Raw genomic sequence first — 21,886 nt, forward strand, 5'->3', positions numbered from 1 at the left:
TCGGCAAACTGGATGCGCATGCAACGAACGGCGAGTGACGGTGTAGCGGATTCGTAATTGTATCCGACGCGAATTCGAAAGCTATTTCACTTCGCTTTCAGCGGAGGCAACCGGGGAGACAACCGCGTGGGCAGCAACAGGGAAATGCCCGGTTAGCGTCGGCGCTTTCGGTTAAGCTCCGGGCTTTGACGCCATTCGTCGACTGAAACCGTCATGACCGCCTTTCTGCTGATCTGGAGCCCCAGGAAATGGCCCTGGCCCGAATTGCCCGATGTCGCGAAACGCGTCGCGGCCGGCGAAGCGGTCGCCGATGTCTGGGGCTGCGGCGTCGCGCGCGGCATCATGCCCGGCGATCGCGTCTTCGTGCATCGGGTCGCGCAGGAGCCGAAGGGGCTGTTTGCGTCCGGTTATGTAACGCGCGCGCCGTATGAGGTGCCCGATGCCGCGAGCAAGCGCGGCTACCGGCTGTGCATCGATTTCGTCTACGACTGGCTGGTCGACGCGCACCACGAGGTGGTGATTCCGCGCGACGCATTGCGTGCGCATCCATTCTCCGTGCAAACCTGGGATGCGCAGAGTTCGGGCACGTCGATCAAGCCGATGGTGGAAGGCGCGCTCGAAAAACGGTGGAAGGAACTGACCGGGGCACGGACCCGGTCCGCACCAGCGGCCGAAAAAGCACGCAAATAGCCGGCCCGTTCCGCGCCACCCCGCCACAGGCCGTTCCGCCGCGACTCCGGTACAATTTCAGGAAACCACTCGGCCGCCGCGGCCCGCCCGCAACCCAAGGCGTGCCGCCTGCCGGCGCTGATCGCGGCGCTATGGGGTGCCGGCCATCGCGCGCCATCCGCACCGCCCGCTCACGCACCGCCCCAACACACCATTACGCAGGTCCAAGCCATGTCCAGGAACCAAGCTCTCTTCGAACGCGCGCAACAGACGATCCCCGGCGGCGTCAATTCACCCGTGCGTGCGTTCCGGTCGGTCGGCGGCACGCCGCGCTTTATCGAGCGCGCGCAAGGCCCGTACTTCTGGGACGCCGACGGCCAGCGCTATATCGACTACATCGGCTCGTGGGGGCCGATGATCGTCGGCCACGTGCATCCGGAGGTGCTCGAAGCGGTGCAGCGCGTGCTGGTCGACGGCTTTTCGTTCGGCGCGCCCACTGAAGCCGAAATCGAAATCGCCGAGGAAATCTGCAAGCTGATGCCGTCGATCGAACAGGTGCGCATGGTATCGAGCGGCACCGAAGCGACCATGAGCGCGCTGCGTCTTGCGCGCGGGTTCACCAACCGCAGCCGCATCGTCAAGTTCGAGGGCTGCTATCACGGCCACGCCGACAGTTTGCTCGTGAAGGCCGGCTCGGGCCTGCTGACGTTCGGCAATCCGACTTCCGCGGGCGTGCCGGTGGATATCGCAAAACACACCACGGTGCTCGAGTACAACAACGTCGAGGCGCTCGAAGAAGCGTTCAAGGCGTTCGGCAACGAGATCGCATCGGTGATCGTCGAGCCCGTCGCGGGCAATATGAACCTCGTACGCGCCACGCCCGAATTCCTGCAGGCGCTGCGCGGCCTCACGAACGAATACGGCTCGGTGCTGATTTTCGACGAAGTGATGTGCGGCTTTCGCGTCGCGCTCGGCGGCGCGCAGGAGGTGTACGACATTACGCCGGACCTCACGTGTCTCGGCAAGGTGATCGGCGGCGGCATGCCGGCGGCGGCGTTCGGCGGACGGCGCGACATCATGGCGCATCTCGCGCCGCTGGGCGGCGTCTATCAGGCGGGCACACTGTCGGGCAATCCGATTGCGGTCGCGGCCGGCTTGAAGACGCTGCAATTGATCCAGGCGCCGGGCTTCTACGACGCGCTCACGCGGCAAACCGCGCGGCTCGTGAGCGGCATGACCGAAGCGGCGCGCGCCGCGAAAGTGCCGTTCGCCGCGGATTCGATCGGCGGCATGTTCGGCCTCTATTTCACCGATTCGATTCCGCGCAGCTTCGCGGAGATTTCGCATTGCGACGTGCCGCGCTTCAATGCGTTTTTCCATAAGATGCTCGATGCGGGCGTGTACTTTGCTCCGTCCGCCTATGAGGCAGGATTCGTGTCGAGCGCGCACGACGACGCGGTGATTGACACGACCGTCGAGATTGCACGCAAGGCATTTGCAGCGCTGAACGCGTAACAGGACACCGATGTTCTCGCAAACCGATTTCGTTCATATGGAGCGCGCGCTGCTGCTTGCGGCGCGTGGCATGTACACGACCGATCCGAATCCGCGCGTCGGCTGCGTGATCGTCAAGGATGGCGAAGTGATCGGCGAAGGCTTTACGCAGCCGGCCGGTCAGGACCATGCGGAAATCCGCGCGATGAAGGATGCGCGCGCGCGCGGGCATGACCTGCGCGGCGCGACGGTCTATGTGACGCTCGAGCCGTGCAGTCACTTCGGCCGCACGCCGCCATGCGCGAATGCGCTGATCGAAGCGAAAGTCGCGCGCGTGGTAGCGGCCATGGAAGATCCGAACCCGCTTGTGTCGGGGCGTGGTTTGTCGATGCTGCGCGATGCCGGTATCGAGGTGCGCTGCGAGTTGCTCGCGAATGAAGCGCGCGAGCTCAATATTGGCTTTGTGTCGCGCATGACGCGCAATCGCCCGTGGGTGCGCATGAAAGTCGCGGCGTCGCTCGACGGCCGCACGGGTTTGCCTTCGGGCGAAAGCCAGTGGATTACCAGCGAAGCCGCGCGTGCGGACGGGCACGCATGGCGTGCGCGTGCGTCGGCGATTCTGACGGGCATCGGCACGATTCGCGAAGACAATCCGCGCATGACGGTGCGTGCGGTCGATACGCCGCGCCAGCCGAAACGCGTGCTGATCGATAGCCGGCTCGACGTGCCGCCCGAAGCGCACATTCTGGCGGGCGCGCCGACGCTGATTATCTGCGGCCATCTCGACGAGCGGCTCGCCGAGCGCGCCGCTGCATTGCGCGACCGCGGCGCGGAGATCGTGCCGCTTCCGAATCAGGACGGCAAGGTCGATCTGCCGGCCATGTTGAAAGAATTGGCCGAACGCGGCACGAACGAACTGCATGTCGAAGCGGGATACAAGCTCAATGGCTCGCTGCTGCGCGAGGGTTGCGTCGACGAACTGCTGGTTTATCTTGCGCCGAGTCTGCTGGGTTCGGATTCGATGAGTATGTTTAACCTTGTCGCACCGGCATCGCTTGAAAAGCGCGTGCAGCTCGAGTATCAATCGGTGGACCGGATCGGCACCGACATTCGCGTTCTTGCGCGGCTCGTGCCGCCTCCGCCCTTGCACTGAACAGGAAACGACAACGATGTTTACAGGAATTGTCGCGGCCGTCGGCCGTATCGCATCGATCACGCCGCTCGGCAACGCGCCGCAAGCGGGTGTGCGGTTGACCGTCGAAGCGGGTGGGCTCGATCTTGATGATGTGCAGCTGGGCGATAGTATTTCGATTCAGGGCGCTTGCATGACGGTGATCGGGAAGACTGATCATTCGTTTGACGTCGATGTGTCGCGCGAGAGTTTGAATCTCACTTCGGGGCTGGCTCAGACCGGTGAGGTCAATCTTGAGAAGGCGCTGCGGGCGCATGACCGGCTCGGTGGACATATCGTGTCGGGCCACGTCGATGGGATGGGCACCGTGACGCGGTTTGCGCCTGTGGGCGAGTCACATGAGCTGCGCGTGCTTGCGCCTAAGGAGATTGGGCGTTATCTCGCGTACAAAGGATCGATTACGGTGAATGGCGTGAGCCTTACGGTCAATTCGGTTAGCGACCGTGAGGATGGCTGCGAGTTTTCGATCAACCTGATTCCGCATACGGTGCAGGTGACGACGCTTAAGCATCTTAAGGAAGGGACTCGGGTCAATCTGGAGATTGATTTGATTGCGCGGTATGTGGAGCGGATGCTTGGGGCGTCTCAGGACGGCTATAACGTATTGAAGTGATTCGGTTTTCGGCTTTTCTACTGTCTACCGTCGTCTCGCTAAAACCCGCTACAGCTGCGAGTTTGTGACGGTACTTCTGACGGTATACGGTCGTTTTTTGCTGTTCGTATCCGTCACTCCTCCGGAGAACAGCCTCTTCGATGTAACGAAATCGGCTGCCTGCCACGCCCGTATTGGGATTAGCGGCCGCGCGAGGAGACGGGCCAAAGCAGGTACCACAAGGCGTTTAGCGCATGTCCGTGGGAAAACGGTAGTGCAAACCTGATGGGAGCCGCCACGCCGGATCATGCCGAACGCTCGACGGGAGGCGCGCGTCGCGGCCGTCTTGTGCGTTCTGCATGCCAAGCATACGCTGCGCTGCGTAAGACGCAGTGCGGCCAGGAACGACCAGCCGACACAGGTGCGTAGATCGTCAACGATCCGTGTGTGCTGCGCTCATTTCGGTGCCCACAAGGGCGCCTAAGCATGAAGCCGCTATGCTGTTCTGGCAGCGGTCACCGTTATTTCAACAAGCCACCCAGGTTCAACCAACCCAACGACTTGCGATCGAGTGCGCGTGGGAAGGTTCGGTTGTGTTTTCGACCCGAAACAATCGAGATAGACACTCGAAAACCTTCGTCATCGGGTTTGCCGTTGTTCGCTGGTCACCGACAAAGCAACCTTTGAGCTCGTCCACCGTCTCGGCAAAAGGCAGGCCTACGACTTCTTCACATCCTTTACGGGCGGCTTCGCCGCTGGGGCGGCCTTGCCTTGAGCAGCGGCATGTGCAACAGGCTTGGCGCTCGGCGCGGGATGGTTCTGCGTCACTGCGCCAGGATGGCCGGGCGCGCCCGGATGTTCCGTCGGCCCGTGCGCGGCTATCGCATGGTCGGGTAGACGGCCGCCATGATTTATCATGACCTTGTGGAGTTCATCCCTGCGATGAAATATGTCTTCCCGATGATCGCCATGAGCATATAGACGCCGGTGTCGCACTCCGTCTGACCCAACCACCCAGATATAGGTGTTGCCGCCGACAAACACCACATCCTTGTCGACAACGGTAGAGACATAGATATCATTTGGCATCGGCTGATAAGCCTCTTCGACGACCACGGGCGGCGCTGGTGGCGGTGGATTCAGCGCGCCCGCCAGCACTTCGTTTACCTTGTCTGGATCTACAACGAGCTGGCCCTGCTCGTTGGTCGCACACCCTGCGACGAACATCGCACAAGTGACCGATGCGAGAGAAAGTCTGAATATTGTTTTCAACTATATCCCCGGTTGCTGACTTTTTTGAATGGCCACTTTAATAACGGCTTCCCGGCTACCGTACTTGACGGCCCGGGAGCAATTCTCACGGCATGAGCATTACTTTCCGTTACAGGGCAGGTTATGTCTGCTATGCGGAAAGTCGACTCGCTCTTTCAGGGCCGAGGCCGTGTAAAAACGCAGACCATCGCCTAGACTAAATCAACCTGTTGAGGGCGAGACGAAGATGGGGCGATTTGTCGAAGGCGTGGACCGAAATCAAACAACGCTGCTGCCGGAATGTCTTGATGACTTCATCGCCGACGACAACCCGATAAGGATAGTCGACGCGTTTGTAGACGAACTCGACCTTGCTGCTCTGGGATTTGAAGGAGCTACGCCGGCGAGCACGGGGCGTCCGTCCTATCACCCGGCGGTATTGCTGAAACTGTACATCTACGGTTATCTCAACCGCGTGCAGTCGAGCCGTCGTCTCGAACGCGAGTGCCAGCGCAATGTCGAGCTGATGTGGCTGACCGGGCGCCTGGCGCCCGACTTCAAGACAATAGCGGAGTTCAGGCGAGGCAACGGCGAAGGCATCCGCAACGTATGCCGGCGCTTCGTGACCATATGCCGCGAGCTGAAGCTCTTTGCGCAGGCCGCTGTGGCCATTGACGGTAGCAAGTTCAAGGCGGTGAACAGCCGCGACCAGAACTTCACGCCTAACAAGATTGCGAGGCGACAGGAGCAGATCGAACAAAGCATCCAGCGCTACCTGGACGCGATGGAGACAGCAGATCGTACGCAGCCAGTCGAGGTAGAAGCGAAGACCGAACGTCTGCAGGAGAAGATCGACAGATTGCGTGAACAGATGCGCGATCTGGATCACGCGGCAAAGCTTCTGAGCGATCTGCCGGAGAAGCAGATCTCGCTAACCGATCCCGACTCACGCTCGATGCTCTCGCAGGCCAAGGGCACGGGTGTAGTTGGCTACAACGTCCAGATCGCTGTCGATACCCGCCATCACCTCATCGTGTCCCACGAGGTCACGAACGTCGGCAACGACCGGACCCAGTTGAGCCCGATGGCGAAAGCCGCGCGCGATGCCATGGGACGAAAGACGCTCAAGGTACTTGCTGATCGGGGATACTTCAGCGCCCCTGAAATCAAGGCCTGTGACGATGCCGGCATCACTGCACTGGTGCCCAAATCACAGACGTCTGGTGCCAAGGCTGACGGTCGGTTTGATCGGGCAGACTTCATCTATATCGCTGCGGATGATCAGTATCAGTGTCCGGCGGGACAGCGGGCGATTTACCGGTTCAGCTCCGTTGAGCGTGCTAACCCGATGAAATTGCGTACCTACTGGAGCAGCGCGTGTCCACGCTGTCCGATCAAAAGCCAGTGCACCCCGTCTGACTACCGGCGAATCCGTCGATGGGAGCACGAGGAAGTACTCGAGGCAATGCAACGCCGGCTCGATCATCAGCTTGATGCGATGACAATCCGGCGTCGCACGGTCGAGCACGTGTTCGGCACCCTCAAGCACTGGATGGGTTCAACACACTTCCAGACTCGTGGGCTTGGTCGGGTCGCTGCCGAAATGAGCTTGCACGTGCTGGCGTACAACATCAAGCGGGTGATCGGGATTCTGGGGTTCGGGAAGGCGATGCAGGCGATGAAGATGGCAAGTGCCTGACCTGACTTGCATGCTTTGTTCTTTGCCGCGGCAAAATCGGATCTGGTTCGCGAACTCGAGCGCCACACGAGCGCCCCTGCGGGGACGTTACCGGCCGGCCGGTCGCCGCGTTTTTACACGGCCTCGGCCACTGAGGGACGTAGCCGCTATAAGTTAGGAAGGAACACACCACGAAACTTTTAGCCATGCGGCATGCATCAGGTCGCTACCTGATACGACGCCCCACCAGACAAAGATTATTTTCCACTGAAAAGGCGGAGCATACTCTGCGGTCCCCTTTCCCGAACGGTAGCGACAATGGCGGCGACTGAAACCAATCGTTCAAGCCCACTACGAGCCGTGTATTCGACGGTGTGGGGCGATGAGATTCGCAAAATACTTGAACGCACTTTCATGACCGGCCCAATCGACGATTGCACATTGCTGCAGCGGGGCTTTAACGATATTTACGACGTTACTGCAGCGTTGTGCCGGTCGCGTCGGTCGATTTCCAGGCAATCCCGGTATTCGTCGCAATCCGCCATTTCTGGTTAATGGGAGAGTACGCAAGCCGTCTTCACCGGATGGGCTCGCAGATTTTTCGGGGTCGATGGTTTCGGGACAATTTCGAGCTGGTCAAAGAATGGCAATCGCTTGCTATGCCAGAGGTTTGAACGGCCGTCGCATCACGAACTCGCCGATGAGCGTAATGTGTCTGTCCCAACTTGGTAGGTGAAGAGCGACGACATGTCATTCGGGTGAGGCGCGCGTCCAGTGATTGGCAATTCACAAATGGACCTTTGGATTCAACCTTGCGCGCGTTGCGCTGACCAGTACGGAAAGTCGGCGGCCGAGTCCCCGCACAATGACCTCACGCTTAACAGTGCCAGCGCGGTGAAAGATGTACCGCTGGCAAGAGCGCAGCTGTTGCACAGAAGAAAGTCGATGGGCCTGCACCTGCATTGCAGACTCAGTGAGAGTGGACCGTCCCCGTGCACGTTCCTCGGCACCGATATCAGCCGCCGGTTCTCCGTGCTCGCACTGTCATTCCGGTATGCGCTGACAACCTGCCAGCCGCCTCCCCCGGCCACGTGCCGGAGGACGACCTTGATTATCGCGGCCTGTCACGGCACACCGCGTTGGTCCGGCACGAGCCATGGATAGCGCGCAATATCTTGACCCGCGTAATCTGGATCGAGATAAATGAAGAGCCGCTGGATTCTCCAGTCGCGCACTTCGAACACATCGCACCACATGCCGGCGCCCCAGTCCGGCACACCCGCCCGCCACGGTCCATCGCGATGTTCGCCGTGGCTCGTGCCCTCGCATACCAAGGTGTCGGAGCCGGAAAAAACCCAGTTGAAGTGCGCATAGTGGTGTGTCACGCTTTTCAACGTGCCGCCGACCTCGGCGAACAGCTTGGCGATCTGCTCCTTGCCGCGCGCAATACCCCACTTCGGAAAGCACACTTCAGCATCGTCAGCGAACAGCTCGATAATACCGCGGCCCGTCGACGTCACTCCGCCGCGATCGAACGCCTTTAGGTATTCGATCGCGACCGACTTGCGCTGTTCGTCGGTCATCGTTTGCAGCGTTACCGCCATAGCCGCCTCCCTATTCAGGTAGTGATGCAAGTCGCCAATGCATAATACGAACCTCAAAAACTCGTCTGCATCCCGACCCGCGTGATAGTTTGCGAGCGGCCGCTTGCGGGCTGCCCAAGGCCATTGAGCCAGGCCTGCGCGCCATTGCCGCCGGCCCGTTGATACGATGCTTCCAGGTAGACGACCGTGCGCTTCGAGAAGTTGTATTGCAACGCCGAGGTCACCTGTTGGGCTTCGTTGCCCTCCAGCACGTGATTGCCCTTCATATACTGGTAGTCCACACCCCAGGCCCATGGCCCGGACACTTGCCAAAGGAAACCCGACTTGTACACGTCGATCTGCGCGCCGCTGGCCGTATTTTTCGTATTCGTATAGAGCAGCATGGCCAGCACGCGCCGGAACGCGTAGTGCATGCCGAATCCGAAGTTACGGATGCCGCGATTGCCGTTGTCCAACTGCGGATACTTCACCTCGACATAAGCCGCGCCGACGGCAAACGGACCGTCTTCATAGTTCGCACCGAAACTTGTTGTGGAGTTTTGCGCAATGGAACCGGGCGTTCCGCCCAGACCGTAAAGCGCACCCACCGTCAGCCCGGAAATCTGCGGACTCAGATACTTGATCGCACTCGGTACGCGCGTCGCGCCGGCAAGACGATCGAAGTCGAATGAACCCGTTGGATTGCCGGGTATGCCCAGCGCCGCAAATGGCCCTTGCCGATAGTCGTAAAGACCACCGAACAGTGGCGCACCATCGTAATGCCCCGCCATCAGCACGTCGGACATGAAGTCGTACTGGTTGCCGAGCGTCAGCGTACCCCATCGTTCATTGGATAGGCCAACGAACGCCGTGCGGCCGAAGATCTGCCCGGCGCCAGGGATGAGCGCGCCGCTGCCGAGGTCGAACTGCGACGTCAGCTGGAAAATGGCCTTGTTACCACCGCCGAGATCTTCGGTCGCCTTGAACGTCAGCATGTCGGGGGTGAGAATACCGCTGTCGAATAGCGCGGTAGCGCCGCCGCGTTCATTGTTGACATAGGTGACACCGCCGTCGATGATGCCGCCGATCGAGACGCTGCTTTGCGCGTGCGCGCATGATAGGCCGGCCAACGCCGCCGTCACGCAGATCAGCGGCGCTGCGTTCTTTGTAACCGCGTAGCGCCTGGATGAAAGCCGCATCATGTGCCGATCGTGGAGATACCCAGCGCTTCGCCCCAATACGTATTGCACAACGGCAAATGGGCGTCGGTCTGATGCCATCCCGAGTCCTGTCGTCGCACCCGCGTGCGTGCATGCGGCTCTCCCTCGATTTCACCAGGGTGCCAACCGGCGAGTTCGTCGACGTCCGCAAACGCGAGAAAGACCGCGCTCCGAGGCACCGCGATTTTGATGGCATGGTGAAGCGCGATCATACGTATCCTCCTTTCAACAAGAGCGGAACGATCCTTCCACAAGGATGGTTCGGTACACTAACGTAACTACCATCCATATTTCATCTCGACGCCCACATAATCGGCGTTGCTCGCCCCGATCCTGCGCAGCGATTCGCCCACCGCGAAATGCACGGCTTCGACGGAAGCGATCAGATTCGCCTTGACCATCCAGTCGGCGCGAAACTGCGTGTACACGCCAGTCCATAACGAACCGTGTCCCGCAGTGTCGGGCACCACAGCGCTGCCTTGCTGATACACCGCGTCAGCAGTCGTCACGCGCCACTGAAAAGCCACACCGGCGAGCAGCGTTAGCTTGCTGGACGGCTTCAAGGTCAGGCTCGGCTTGACATGAACGAGGTTCGCGTACCCCGTATAGCCGGCGAGCGCAAAGTAATAACCATTGGGAAACAGCGGATTGAAGGTCTCGACGCGGCCGTCGCCCGGATGACGGTCGCCCGAGGCCGCATCGATCTGCAGACCGATGCGTGGCGCCCACGCGGCGTCAAACGTATAGCCGGCGATCGAACCGAGCGCCCATGCGGCAATCGTCTTGTTGCCGACATGGCCCGACTGGTACATCGTCTCGATGTCCCAGTCCGCGCGGCCGGTCTCGCCGGTATAGCGCAAGTCGAATACGTCGCGATGCTCTTCGCCGCTCGCATCCAGAAAGCGAGCGCCACTACGGTTGTAGCGCGAGTAGTAGCCGGATACGTCACCTGGGCCCGCGTCCTGACGTTCGAAGCGCACGCCGCTGAAGGTCAGATGGCGGTTCGATACATCGTCGAACGCGGAGATCGGCCGGTTCTGCACAGGTTGCGTGGCATAGCCGATAACGCGCCATTTGCCGTATTCGTAGTCGGCCCAGATCGCGTCGAAGGCCTGCCTGACGTTCGTGCCGTCGCGCACCGCGATAAAGCGCTGCAAATCGAAGGCCATTTCCTGCCGACCCACCCGCAGCTTCACGTTACCCGGGCCAAGTGGACTGGTCCACGTCACGAATCCCTGCTCAAGGTCCAGCGGATTCTTGTCGACCGGCGACACGGCGTCCTTGCCGAATGCGCGTGCGTCTTCGAGCTGCACAAAGAATTGCAGCCGCTTGCCGAGCCGCGCGTCCGCATCGATCTCCGCGCGCTGGATCACGTAAGTGTCGGAACGAGCGGTGCCCAGACCGAATAGCGGCGCATCGTTGAATTCGACCCGCTCGCGCAGATTGGCACCGAGCGACAGGTACGAATCGGGATCGCCGCCAAGCGGGATATATTTCAGTCCATCGAGCGGCTCGCGCGGCACGCAGGGATTCGACAACACCGACCAGTCCTCCTGCCAGCGATTGAACATCACGACCGGACGCTTCATATTGCAGGCTGCGGTTGCGACAGTCTGCGGCGTCGCTCCGGTTTCACTTTCCGCATGCGCCTTGCAACAGATCAAGGCCATCAGTCCCGCCATGACCATCGACAGATAAGCGGCAACGTCCACGGCGGGAAGCGAACGCGGCCGCGGTGTGGCCTCAAACATCGACTCTCCTGTACATCCTGCGCAGACACCAGCGTCCGTCTGGCGCGCGTGCGCCACGGCGGCTACGCATCGACCCGGCCGTGCGCGCGGGCCAGCGCGCAAGCGGTGCGATGCGCGAGCCGCGTGCACACCGCCAGCGCAGCCAGCACGACGAACGGCAGCAGCAACGCCGAAAAGCCCGCAAAGCGAAAACCAAGCGCGCCGGCCGCCGCGCCGGCAGCGAAGGCGGCCACGGCCGGGATCATCTTCGCGAGTCGCGCGCGGGCAGCCGATTTGACGTCGACCTGCGTGTACGGAGACAGCAGGTCGACTGCATCGAGAATCAACTGCGTGACGTTGCCGGTCATCACCGTGTTGGGGACCGCCGCGCGCGGCACGAGCCGGCCGTGCGCGTTCTGCACGCCCATTGCGGCGGCGCCCAACATGCCGCATGACACGGCGGACCAGCTGTTCGCGTCGACGTTGCGGCCGATTGCAACCCCTGCGAGGCAGAACGCAAACAACAGCGTCGCCTGCAGCACGTACAGCAAAAACGCTGCATACAAGGGTCCCGCGGCGAGTTGCCGGCGCGCCAGCACGCTTGCTGTGGCCACGCCGGCAATAAACGCGGGAAAAGCCATCAGCTTGATGAAGACGCCTTGCCCGAACCCCGCGATGCCTGCGCCGATCAACACGAAGTTGCCGGTCACATGCGCAGTGAACAGTCCAAAAAGCGCAACGAAGCTGAGCGTATCGACGTAGCCTGCAACCGCGGCAAGCACGCTATCTTCCGACTTCATAGCGTGGCTCTGCTTACTTCGCTGCGGCGTGAATCTCGGCGATATAACCGCCGGGAAATTGCACCAGGGCAGCGTCGCGGTTATCCGACGCGAACGGCTGCACGAGCACCGTTGCACCTGCGGCCTGCGCCTTCTGCAAGGTGCCGGCCAGATCGCTCACTTCGTAGCCGGTCGTCTCGCGGCCGAATGGGTAAGGCAGATGGCCGTCGGTGACCAGCACGGTCATCTTGCCGAAGCCCGATTCGAGGCGGATACGCCGGTACGTCGTGTCAGGCCGCCCAATCTCCACGCCCGGCGCATTGCGCACGTCCGAAAGCAGCTTGCCGTGCGCGAACTTCGTGAAATCGCGCACCAGCGCGTCAGCACGCTCCGGCGAAACGTATACGCGGTTTTCCGGCACCGTCTGCAGCGCATCGTAATGAGGTGCCTGCGTGTGCCAGTAAAGCTGCATATGCACGCCGCCCGGCCATGACACGATGGCATCGCGGCCGATCGGATCCGGGAACGTATCGACGATCACGTCGGCGCCATCCGCCCTCGCCGCCTTCACGGCGGCATCCATATCGGTGACCAGATAGCCGGTGCGCTCGCCGCCGAACGGGTACGGTACCGGTGTCTTGAAGCCGAATACCGACAGCGTGCCGACCGGTGTGAATACCAGTTGTGACATCGTCTGGCTGGGCGTCGGCGTCACCTGAAACACGCCTTGCTGCGACTTGTGACCGCCGAACGTCGCCACCAGGCTGTCGGTGAATTTATCGAAGTCCTGCGGCGCGACATAGACGTGCGTCGTGTCGTATTGCGGACCAACGGCAAACGAGCCCGCCGCCGTGGCCTTTGCCTGCGCGAGTGGCAACGCAGCGACCATCGAACTCGCGACGATTGCCGCCGCAACTAGAGACCTAAAATTACGCATGATGAAAAAATTCCTTCAGATTGGCTATCCACACAACCATCGCGAATGCACTCAGCAGTCCGAGATGTTCAAAGAAACTGTTTAGCGCGATGAAATGCTCCACGCCGGTGCGATTCCAGAAATCGTTTGCTACCAGCATCGCCACTGCGGTCACCGTGCCGAGCGCACCAGCGCCGAGCCAGACGAAGCGGTTGAAAATCACGCACAGCGATCCGCCGACTTCCGCCGCGATTGCAGCGGCAGCCCACAGCGGGCCCGGACGCAAGCCGAAGTGCTGCTGCTCCAGAACCGCGCCGTGAAAATCGATCAGCTTGTGCGCGCCGCCAACCAGATAAGCCGACACGAGCGCTACCCGGAGCAGCGGCAGCACCCACCGCCGACCGAGCAGCCGTGCTACCCACAAGGGGTGGTTCTGCACACCTATCCTCATGTCATACGGCCCAGCATGCGCAGCCCAGTGCCCCCCAGAAACCCTTGAGGTCCGAAGTGGGCGCATTGCCCGACCACGCGCGCAGATGGTCGTGACCGTGCACCGCACACGTCGAGGCGCAACCGCATCCCGCCGCGGCGACCTTCTGCAAAGGCGCGGCATCGCCGGTGCCATTCTTCCAGGCCGCGAAACCGCCGTAGCGGCGCACCGGCGACCAGTCCGGCATCGCGGGCGGCACACCGCCTTCGTCGAACGATGCGAAATCGTCGACGCCATACACCACCTTGCCGCCGACGATCGTCAGCAGCGACGTGGCATCGGCAATGTCGTCTTCCGCGCACGCGAAGAAATCGCGATCGGGCACGATCAGATCAGCGAACTGCCCGACCTGAATCTGGCCTTTTTTGCCCTCTTCGTTGGAGAACCACGTGACCTTTTCAGTCCACATGCGCAAGGCCGTCTCGCGATCCAGACAGTTGCGCTGCGGATACATCCGCAAGCCGCCTACCGTCTTGCCAGTCACTAGCCACGCGAGCGCGACCCACGGGTTGTACGACGCCACGCGGGTCGCGTCGGTCCCAGCGGAGGTGCGAACACCTTTTTCAAGCATGCGCGCCACCGGCGGCGTCGCTTCAGCGGCCTTCGTGCCGTAGCGCTCGACGAAGTACTCGCCCTGATAGGCCATCCGGTGCTGCACGGCAACCCCACCGCCTAACGCCGCGATCCGGTCCATCGACTTCTCGCTGATCGTCTCCGCATGATCGAAGAACCAGTGCAAGCCCGCGAGAGGAACATCCTTGTTCACCTTCTCGAACACATCCAGCGCGCGCGAGATGGTTTCGTCGTAGGTCGCGTGCATCCGCCAGGGCCAGCGGTTTTCGGCAAGCACGCGCACCACGCCCTCGAGGTCGTCTTCCATCTGCTCAGGCATGTCCGGACGTTCGACGCGGAAGTCTTCGAAATCCGCCGCGGAGAACACCAGCATTTCACCTGCGCCGTTATGCCGGAAGTAGTCGTTGCCCTGCTTGTACTTCGACGACCTGGTCCAGTTGATGAAGTCTTCTTTCTCCGCCTTCGGTTTCTGCGTAAAGAGGTTGTACGCAAGACGAATCGTCAGTTGCCCGGCGTCCGATAGCTTCTGGATCACCTCGTAGTCTTCCGGATAGTTCTGGAAGCCGCCGCCCGCATCGATCGCGCCGGTTACGCCTAGCCGATTCAATTCGCGCATGAAATGGCGCGTCGAGTTGATCTGATAGTCGAGCGGCAGCTTCGGGCCTTTGGCAAGCGTCGCATAGAGAATCGCCGCGTTCGGCTTTGCCAGCAGCAAGCCGGTCGGATTGCCGTCGCTATCACGCACGATCTGGCCGCCCGGCGGTTCCGGGGTGTCTTTCGTATAGCCGACCACGCGCAACGCCGCTGCATTCAGCAACGCCCGGTCGTACAGATGCAGAATGAACACCGGCGTATCGGGCGCGATTGCGTTCAGTTCGTCGATGGTCGGCAAGCGCTTTTCGTCGAACTGATGTTCGGTAAATCCACCGACCACGCGCACCCACTGCGGCGCCGGTGTGATCGCAACCTGCGCGCGCAGCATGTCCATTGCGGTAGCGAGCGAACGAACGCCATCCCAGCGCAGTTCCATGTTGAAGTTCAGGCCGCCGCGAATGATGTGCAGGTGGTTATCGATCAAACCCGGCAACGCCGAGCGGCCTTTCAGATCGATCACGCGCGTCGCGGAGCCGACGAGGCGCATCACTTCGGCATCCGCGCCGACTGCGACGAACTTGCCATCCTTGATCGCAACTGCAGTTGCCGTGGGATTCGCATGATCGAGCGTGGTAAGCCGACCGTTGTGCAGGACCAGATCCGGTGCATTGACTGAGGCATTCATAGCTGAGTCTTATCCGTGTTGTCGGCCATGCGGGTTTCGGTTCGCGAATTGGCTTGACGGCCAGGCAGCAGACCAAACATATGGCTCGAACATTGACTGTTTCGCCAGGCAGCGGCGAGGGTGGTGCCGGCCAGCAGATTCTTCGCGACCGGTATCACCTGCTCGCCACCCAGCATTCCGAGCAGCCCAAGCAGCGCGATCAGCGGCGGAGCCGGCGATCGCACATTGATCAGGCTGTAGATGACGCCGACCAGCACGCCGGCGCCGAGCGACAACAGATAGAGTTTCATGGGTATCCTGGTGTCGATTAATCGCTTTACGATTCGCGATCCTAATCAATCACCGGTCTTCTTGCTGCATCGAGGATCACGGTGATCGGCATCTGTGCGGCCCGGTCAACGCCGCCGGGCGAGCCGGCGGCGCGGCGAACCGGCGTGAAAAATCAATGCCCTTCCGAACCGCCAAACATGGTCTTCGCGTAGATCAGACCGAGGCCGTAGCCACCGCCATGCGCGACCGAAGTCTTGACCGTTTCGTTGTAGGTATCGGTGCGCGCCCAGTCGCGCTGCAGTTCGAGCAGGTACTGCAGCGACGTCATTGGGCGTGCGCCCATTTGAATCATGCGTTCGAGCGCGCGCTCGTGCGCCTCGTCCGACACGTCGCCGCAGGCATCGGCGATCACGTAGACCTCGAATCCCTGATCGAGCGCCGACAGCGCCGGACCGACGATACACACACTGGTCCACAGGCCAGCCAGCACGATGCGCGACTTGCCGATCTCGTTCACACGCACTGCAATACGCGCGTCTTCCCAGGTATTCATCGACGTGCGATCGATGGTTTCCTGGCCCGGGAAGGTCGAGCTGATCTCTTCGAAGATCGGACCGGAGAAGGTCTTTTCGGCAACCGTCGTCAGGATGGTCGATACGCCGAACTCGCGAGCGGCCTTCGCGACCAGTGCGACGTTGTTGCGCAGCAAGACGGCATCGATAGACTTCGTCGCAAAAGCCATTTGCGATTGATGGTCGATCATGATCAGCGTGTGGTCGTTGGGCGACAGCAGGGCTTTTCCGGGTTTCGCTTGGGCTTGGGCCATTTCAATTACTCCAGTCAATTAAAAACGCGCAACGTGCGATGGATTGCGCGGGTTTGCAATATCAGGCAACGGACCTACTCACCTCTTCGGTTCGTGTTGGAAGCAAGTTTGGGCAACATCCTCCCTGAAGGCCAATTCGAAAAACTTGGCTGACCGATTACCAACGCTAATCGATTCAATAGCGGGCGTATTCGCGGCCCGTGGTCGGGCGAGAGCACCCAGGCGTACAACGCGTCGGCGTCGCGTACAAAGCGAAGGTGGCTGTATCCGACGCGGCAGGCTGCCGAGCAATGCGGACCAGTCTAGAGCAGCGTCGCAGTCCGCTCCATCATGCCGGGGATGACCACGAGTTATACCTAGGTGCTAGACCGAGAAGTTAATCCCGTTGTGCGTAAATCAGGCGGTCGAAAACAGGTTCTGAAGTACTATCTCGTAATCTGAAATTCCATAAAGATGGGCTGAAAATTTATTAAACTTTATGAAATTCCGGAAAATGGGCGAACGGTAATTTTTCGATGTAAGCCGACATTCTCGAGGGGCAGCGTCACGACATGTTTCCACAGCACGTATGACTCACGCCCTGCTTCTCTGAGTACTGCCTGTCGCTGTTGCCAAACGAACGGCCCTCTCGAGCGACGTCCATCGGGCTGATGACGATGTCCTGTTTTCGCAAACCTGTCTTCGCGTGAATTCCATCCGCTAAGGCTTTGTAAAATGACTTTTTCATTTCACAAGGTCGGCCGGAATTCCAGGTGACCTGAATGAACACGATGGCCAGGGAATAGGTGATGCCGAGATATCCATCGGCGGCGTAGACGAGTTCGTCGCGCGCATGGTATGTGATGACCTGGAACTTGTCGCCTTCTGGCACGTGGGCGATGGCTCTGAGCGCTTCGCCGACCGTGTCGCCGATGCCGCGAACGATCCTCGAAGGCAGATTGCCTGACAGGTCGATACGGACGAGTGGCATTGTCCGGTGCCGTTCAAATTGGTTGTGGTTGTGCAGTGTGGACGAGAAATCTGTGACGCGTGGGGCGGTATGGTACGGTCCTCGCAGTTACGCCCGTCATCCCTCGGCAAGCCCAAGCGCCCTAGCGGTTTGCGTTCGGCTCGTCCGGCATGCATCAGCGTCCTGCCGCAAGTCGATTCCGTAGGTCGGCACCATCTTCTTCAGGGAGCGTATCCAGGCGCTGTCGCTTAGCCGGTCTGCAAAGCATTTTTCCAGTACCTGTACCGCGATTTGTGCAGCCGTCGACGCGCCGGGAGAAGCGCCGAGCAAAAAGGCTAGCGACTTATCTTCCGCAGTAATCAGTTCGGTGCCGAACTCGAGCACGCCCTGGTTGCCCACATCGGGTTTGATGATTTGCACGCGCTGGCCGGCTACCGCCTTTTGCCAGTCATGGCGCTTCGCGTGAGGAAAGAACTGGCGGAGCGTCGCGAACATGTGCTGCGTGCTTTGCAGCAGCTGGCCGAGCAGATATTCGCCGAGCTGCCAGTTATCGCGCGCCACCGCAAGCAACGGCAACAGATTGTCCGCATGTACCGATTCGAACAGGTCCGCGTACGAGCCGTGTTTCAGAAACTTGCTGGAGAATCCCGCATACGGGCCGAACAGCAGCGAGCGCTTGCCGTTGATGATGCGCGTATCCAGATGCGGTACCGACATCGGTGGCGATCCGTGTGCGGCTTTGCCGTACACCTTCGCGTGATGTCGCTCGCTGATCGCGTCGACATCGCAACGCAGCCAGATGCCGCTGACCGGAAAACCGCCATAGCCATGACCTGCAGGGATCTTCGATTTCTGCAGGAGATCTATCGCGCCACCGCCCGCGCCGACAAAAACGAACTTTGCGCGTATTGCGCTAACCTGGTGGGTATCGGCATCGCGCATTTCGACGCGCCAGCGGCCGTCCGGTTCGCGCTCGAGGCTCTCGACGTGCTGTCGATAGTGAGCCGAGAACCCGGAGTGCGTTCCCAGATGCCCGATCAGCAAACGGGTCAGCGAGCCGTAGTCGACATCGGCGCCACTCGCGATACGCGTGGCCGCGATCGGTTCGCCGGGCGCCCGTCCCTCGATTACGAGTGGTGCCCAATCGGCAATCTCACGGCCGCTTGCGCTGTACTCCATGCTTCGATAGCAATGATGCGCGGACATCTGCTTGAAGCGCGCGCGCAGGAACGCGATATTGTCGTCGCCGGATACGAAGCTCATGTGCGGACATTCGTGGATAAACGCACGCGGGTCCGCAATCGCACCGCTTTCGACGAGGTAGCTCCAGAATTGGCGCGAGACGTCGAATTCCGTGTTGACCTCGAGTGCGCGCGAGATGTCCACGGTGCCGTCCGGCCTCTGTGGCGTGTAATTTAGCTCGCAGTTCGCCGCGTGACCGGTGCCTGCATTGTTCCAGGCGGCCGAGCTTTCGAGCGCGCAATCGTCCAGCGTTTCCAGCATGACGATCCTGAGCGTCGGCTCGAGTTCCTGGAGCATCGTACCGAACGTCGAACTCATGATGCCCGCGCCGATCAATACGACATCCGCGAGCTCGGGAATATTCGTGGTGGACATCATCGCTCCTGCGCTTCAGGGATGAACAGAAGTGGCGACAAAAAGTGCGTCGGCGCCGGCTTCGAGAATCACGTAAGCGCGCCGCCATGGCTCGTTATCGATCAGCTTCCAGCGGTGACCGCTACCGGTCGTATCTTCTGCGAGCAAAACGTCGCCGGGACGCAGGACGAAATGCTCGCCGCTGCGCGTTTGGAATTCGAGTGTGCCGCTCAACGTCATGACGAACTGCCGGGCGGGGGCATCGTGCCATTCGAAAGCGCCGCCCGCGCTGGTCTCGCGAAACGAGATCGACTTGACGTGCGCGAGGCTGCTTAGCGCGTCGCCGCGCTCCCCGTTGGGCAGACCGATCGTGCCTTCCTCGAAGTAGCTGTCGTTATCGTCGCCTGTCCAGATGCGTACACAACGTATCACCGTGTCACCTCTTCATTGATTGAATCGAGTCGATTGCGCCGCTGCGCGTGCATACACCTGGCGTCGACTTCGGCAGTTCGATATCACGATACCTTGCGCAAATATTCGGCGCACCTATGCCCGTGGATACCTGCGCTTCACATCAAGGTATCGCGCGCCGGATACACTGGTTTAGTGGGACGTAAGCCGTGGTGATCGGCAGGCGCCGCGAGGATCATCGCGCACGAGGACGCCCTTTTTTGTGCCGGGCAGATTAAGCGCAAGGCGCGGGACGGAGTGACGCGCGAACGCCGCGCGCAATCGCCTTCGCGTTGCTTGCGACGCGGGCGCAATGCTGGGTATCGCCGTCGGTACGCCTGTCCTGCAAGCGTCACCGCCGGATGGATCGGCGAGTCACGCTGCTAGTCGAATGTGAGGTACGTCCAACAGGTTACAGAAGACGCCGACAACTACGCAGGCTGCTAACGAGAAGTCTCGACACTTTCGGCCAATTCGAAATACCTCAGCGCGGGATAAGCGTCGCTCATGACCCCATCGCCCGGACCGCCGCTTTAGTCCAGACGCGTCTGCAGGCGACGGGCTTCTTCGGCTGCCAGCTCGAGGAAATCAAGAATCAGCGAATCATGTTCGTTGGCGCGTGACAGCATTTGCACCGTAATCGGATGGAGGCCGTTGATCAGCCGGTAATGCAAGGTCTTAGGAAGCGAAGAGAATACATAAGTTGTTCCGATCATTACACCGAGCCCTTGCTCAACGAGCGTAATGCCGACCTGTGCCTGCGTTGTTTCATAAACGAAGTTCGGCACGAAACCCGCTTTCTCGCAGTGGGCAAGAATCGAATCATATAGCGGAGCGTTCACGGCACGCGCCGAGACAATAAGGCGTTCCTGCGCGAGATCGCAAAGGTCGAGGCAATCGACATTCGCAAGCCGGTGGTCGCTGCGCATCAGCAGCGCCCAGCGTGCTTCAAGCAGAGGTTGCATCAGGACGTCGGAGTCGTCCGGCGGCGCACCGATGGGCACCCCGAAGCCAACATCGATGTCATTCTTTGCCAACGCGGCTATTTGCTGGAGGGCATTCATCTCGTGACGCGCCACCATGATGTCGGGATAAAGCGCCTGGAGCCGGATCAGTGCCGGTGGGATAAAAGGAAGATTCGTATATTCAACGAGACCAATCGAAATCCTGAATTGCTTGTGGCCCGCGGCCTCGCGGGTCGCACGCAGCGCATGGTCTACCAGATTGAAAATCGCGTCGATGTTGTCGCGCAGGGCCTCGCCCGACGCAGTCAAGGTGACGCCGCGGCGGTCACGGTTCAGCAGTTGTACGCCCGCCAGTTCTTCAAGCTTCGCAATCTGCTGGCTGAGCGCGGGCTGCGTAACGGACGCCAGATCGGCCGCACGGCCGAAGTGGAGTTCCCTTGCAAGAATCGAGAAGTAGCGCAATTGGCGTAATTCGATAGCTCTCATGGGCACTCGTCGGAAGGGGGAGTAGCGAACTTCGCCTGACTCATTCTTGATGAATTGCATGGCCCTCAAAGGGCAGACGCAATTCAGCAGCCTGTCGGCTAGCCTACAGTATTTCCGTGCCGATTGGACCGCCATTAAGAACAATTAAGGCCCGTTAAAGGACTTCCAGTCCGGACACGCCTACACTCGACTGGCATCCGATTGTTCACTGCGCACGGTGCTAAAAAGGAGCGAGACATGCAGGTGCACGTTGCAGGCATTCCTATCCCGGACAGTGAAATGGCGCAGCACGCGCTCGCAGTCGCACGAGAGGGCCTGCCTGACGTATTGATTGGTCACGCGTTGCGCGTTTTCCTCTTTTCAGCATTGATCGGGCGGCGCCGCGGGATCGCTTTTTCGGACGAACTGTTGTTCATCGCTGCAGCGCTGCATCACTACGGACTCTCGCCGCGCTACCAAACATCGCAGCGCCGATTTGAACTGGATAGTGCAGATGCTGCACTTGAGTTGCTGAGAAGCTATAAGGTAGCAGCAAGAACCTCACTCGACGTGTGGGACGCCATCGCCCTTCATACGACATTTGGGCTTGCCGGCTTCGAGGCACCCCTCATAGGCCTGCTGCTTGCCGGAATCGAAACGGATCTGATGGCATGGCACTTTGATGAGATCTCTCTCGCCAACCGGATTGAAGTCGTTCGCGCTTATCCGCGCGGCCCAATTTTCAAGTCCTCGTTGATTGAGGCACTGTCCGCCGGAATGATGGGGCGGCCAGCAACGACGTTCGGAACAGTCAATGCCGACGTGCTTGACCGCCAAAATCCGGATTTTTGCCGTATCAACTTTTGCGGTCTCATCTTTGGCTCTGCATGGGAAGACTGAATACGCACACGTATCGGAC

Annotated in this window: 21 protein-coding genes; 6 read left to right on the plus strand and 15 right to left on the minus strand. The window is 60.4% G+C overall.

All coding sequences use genetic code 11. The annotated features are described in order from the left end of the window. Positions 1-213 precede the first annotated feature (213 nt). The 4 genes from ACYPXD_RS32940 to ACYPXD_RS32955 all read left to right on the plus strand — a co-directional run bounded on the left by ACYPXD_RS32940 (position 214) and on the right by ACYPXD_RS32955 (position 3,968). Entirely contained in the window at positions 214-690 is a 477-nt protein-coding gene (locus tag ACYPXD_RS32940; RefSeq protein WP_459722281.1) for a hypothetical protein, read from the plus strand. A gap of 210 nt (positions 691-900) precedes the next feature. Further along, on the plus strand, positions 901-2,184 hold the full coding sequence (hemL, locus tag ACYPXD_RS32945; RefSeq protein ID WP_459722286.1) for a glutamate-1-semialdehyde 2,1-aminomutase: 1,284 nt from the start codon (positions 901-903) through the stop codon (positions 2,182-2,184). Positions 2,185-2,194: 10 nt separating this feature from the next. Then, positions 2,195-3,316: a bifunctional diaminohydroxyphosphoribosylaminopyrimidine deaminase/5-amino-6-(5-phosphoribosylamino)uracil reductase RibD gene (gene ribD, locus ACYPXD_RS32950; protein ID WP_459722289.1), complete on the plus strand. Its 1,122-nt coding sequence runs from the start codon at positions 2,195-2,197 to the stop codon at positions 3,314-3,316. A gap of 16 nt (positions 3,317-3,332) precedes the next feature. Continuing rightward, a complete protein-coding gene (locus tag ACYPXD_RS32955; protein ID WP_459722292.1) occupies positions 3,333-3,968 on the plus strand; it encodes a riboflavin synthase in 636 nt (211 codons plus the stop codon). A 696-nt stretch (positions 3,969-4,664) separates the two neighbouring features. Here the strand turns inward: ACYPXD_RS32955 and ACYPXD_RS32960 are convergent. Further along, positions 4,665-5,219: a hypothetical protein gene (locus ACYPXD_RS32960; protein ID WP_459722295.1), complete on the minus strand. Its 555-nt coding sequence runs from the start codon at positions 5,217-5,219 to the stop codon at positions 4,665-4,667. Between the two features lie 226 nt (positions 5,220-5,445). On the opposite strand from ACYPXD_RS32960, the gene ACYPXD_RS32965 reads away from it, so the two are divergent. Further along, positions 5,446-6,897, plus strand: a complete 1,452-nt coding sequence (locus ACYPXD_RS32965; RefSeq protein WP_459722300.1) for an IS1182 family transposase — start codon at positions 5,446-5,448, stop codon at positions 6,895-6,897. A 1,103-nt stretch (positions 6,898-8,000) separates the two neighbouring features. Here ACYPXD_RS32965 and ACYPXD_RS32970 read toward each other — a convergent pair. The 14 genes from ACYPXD_RS32970 to ACYPXD_RS33035 all read right to left on the minus strand — a co-directional run bounded on the left by ACYPXD_RS32970 (position 8,001) and on the right by ACYPXD_RS33035 (position 20,988). Further along, a complete protein-coding gene (locus ACYPXD_RS32970) occupies positions 8,001-8,480 on the minus strand; it encodes a nuclear transport factor 2 family protein (protein WP_459722303.1) in 480 nt (159 codons plus the stop codon). Between the two features lie 53 nt (positions 8,481-8,533). Then, complete coding sequence (locus ACYPXD_RS32975; protein WP_459722307.1) at positions 8,534-9,661, minus strand: porin; 1,128 nt, start codon at positions 9,659-9,661, stop codon at positions 8,534-8,536. Then, the gene (locus ACYPXD_RS32980; protein WP_459722311.1) at positions 9,658-9,891 is read right to left on the minus strand and encodes a hypothetical protein; all 234 of its coding nucleotides are present in this window, start codon (positions 9,889-9,891) and stop codon (positions 9,658-9,660) included. Before ACYPXD_RS32980 ends, ACYPXD_RS32975 begins: the two co-directional genes overlap by 4 nt. 66 nt (positions 9,892-9,957) lie before the next feature. Next, on the minus strand, positions 9,958-11,430 hold the full coding sequence (locus tag ACYPXD_RS32985; protein WP_459722315.1) for an alginate export family protein: 1,473 nt from the start codon (positions 11,428-11,430) through the stop codon (positions 9,958-9,960). A 62-nt stretch (positions 11,431-11,492) separates the two neighbouring features. Continuing rightward, complete coding sequence (locus ACYPXD_RS32990; protein ID WP_459722318.1) at positions 11,493-12,209, minus strand: YoaK family protein; 717 nt, start codon at positions 12,207-12,209, stop codon at positions 11,493-11,495. Between the two features lie 13 nt (positions 12,210-12,222). Next, entirely contained in the window at positions 12,223-13,077 is an 855-nt protein-coding gene (locus ACYPXD_RS32995; RefSeq protein ID WP_459722445.1) for a glyoxalase, read from the minus strand. 40 nt (positions 13,078-13,117) lie between these two features. Then, positions 13,118-13,555: a DoxX family protein gene (locus tag ACYPXD_RS33000; RefSeq protein WP_459722321.1), complete on the minus strand. Its 438-nt coding sequence runs from the start codon at positions 13,553-13,555 to the stop codon at positions 13,118-13,120. A gap of 1 nt (position 13,556) precedes the next feature. Beyond that, positions 13,557-15,446 carry an amidohydrolase gene (locus tag ACYPXD_RS33005; protein WP_459722326.1) on the minus strand — a complete coding sequence of 630 codons (1,890 nt, stop codon included), beginning with the start codon at positions 15,444-15,446 and terminating at the stop codon, positions 13,557-13,559. Further along, positions 15,443-15,736: a XapX domain-containing protein gene (locus tag ACYPXD_RS33010; protein ID WP_459722329.1), complete on the minus strand. Its 294-nt coding sequence runs from the start codon at positions 15,734-15,736 to the stop codon at positions 15,443-15,445. The genes ACYPXD_RS33005 and ACYPXD_RS33010 overlap by 4 nt, the downstream gene beginning before the upstream one ends. Positions 15,737-15,888: 152 nt before the next feature. Continuing rightward, positions 15,889-16,542: a hydrolase gene (locus ACYPXD_RS33015; RefSeq protein WP_459722335.1), complete on the minus strand. Its 654-nt coding sequence runs from the start codon at positions 16,540-16,542 to the stop codon at positions 15,889-15,891. Between the two features lie 544 nt (positions 16,543-17,086). After that, on the minus strand, positions 17,087-17,512 hold the full coding sequence (locus tag ACYPXD_RS33020) for a tautomerase family protein (RefSeq protein ID WP_459722339.1): 426 nt from the start codon (positions 17,510-17,512) through the stop codon (positions 17,087-17,089). A gap of 96 nt (positions 17,513-17,608) precedes the next feature. Further along, the gene (gene mqo, locus ACYPXD_RS33025; protein WP_459722343.1) at positions 17,609-19,108 is read right to left on the minus strand and encodes a malate dehydrogenase (quinone); all 1,500 of its coding nucleotides are present in this window, start codon (positions 19,106-19,108) and stop codon (positions 17,609-17,611) included. Positions 19,109-19,123: 15 nt separating this feature from the next. Further along, on the minus strand, positions 19,124-19,519 hold the full coding sequence (locus tag ACYPXD_RS33030) for a hypothetical protein (protein ID WP_459722349.1): 396 nt from the start codon (positions 19,517-19,519) through the stop codon (positions 19,124-19,126). A gap of 551 nt (positions 19,520-20,070) precedes the next feature. Next, entirely contained in the window at positions 20,071-20,988 is a 918-nt protein-coding gene (locus tag ACYPXD_RS33035; RefSeq protein WP_459722354.1) for a LysR family transcriptional regulator, read from the minus strand. 237 nt (positions 20,989-21,225) lie between these two features. Between ACYPXD_RS33035 and ACYPXD_RS33040 the strand changes: the two genes are divergently transcribed. Continuing rightward, positions 21,226-21,867, plus strand: coding sequence for an HD domain-containing protein (locus tag ACYPXD_RS33040; RefSeq protein WP_459722358.1), 642 nt, complete (start codon positions 21,226-21,228; stop codon positions 21,865-21,867). Positions 21,868-21,886: the final 19 nt, after the last annotated feature.

Source organism: Paraburkholderia sp. 2C (assembly GCF_054589215.1).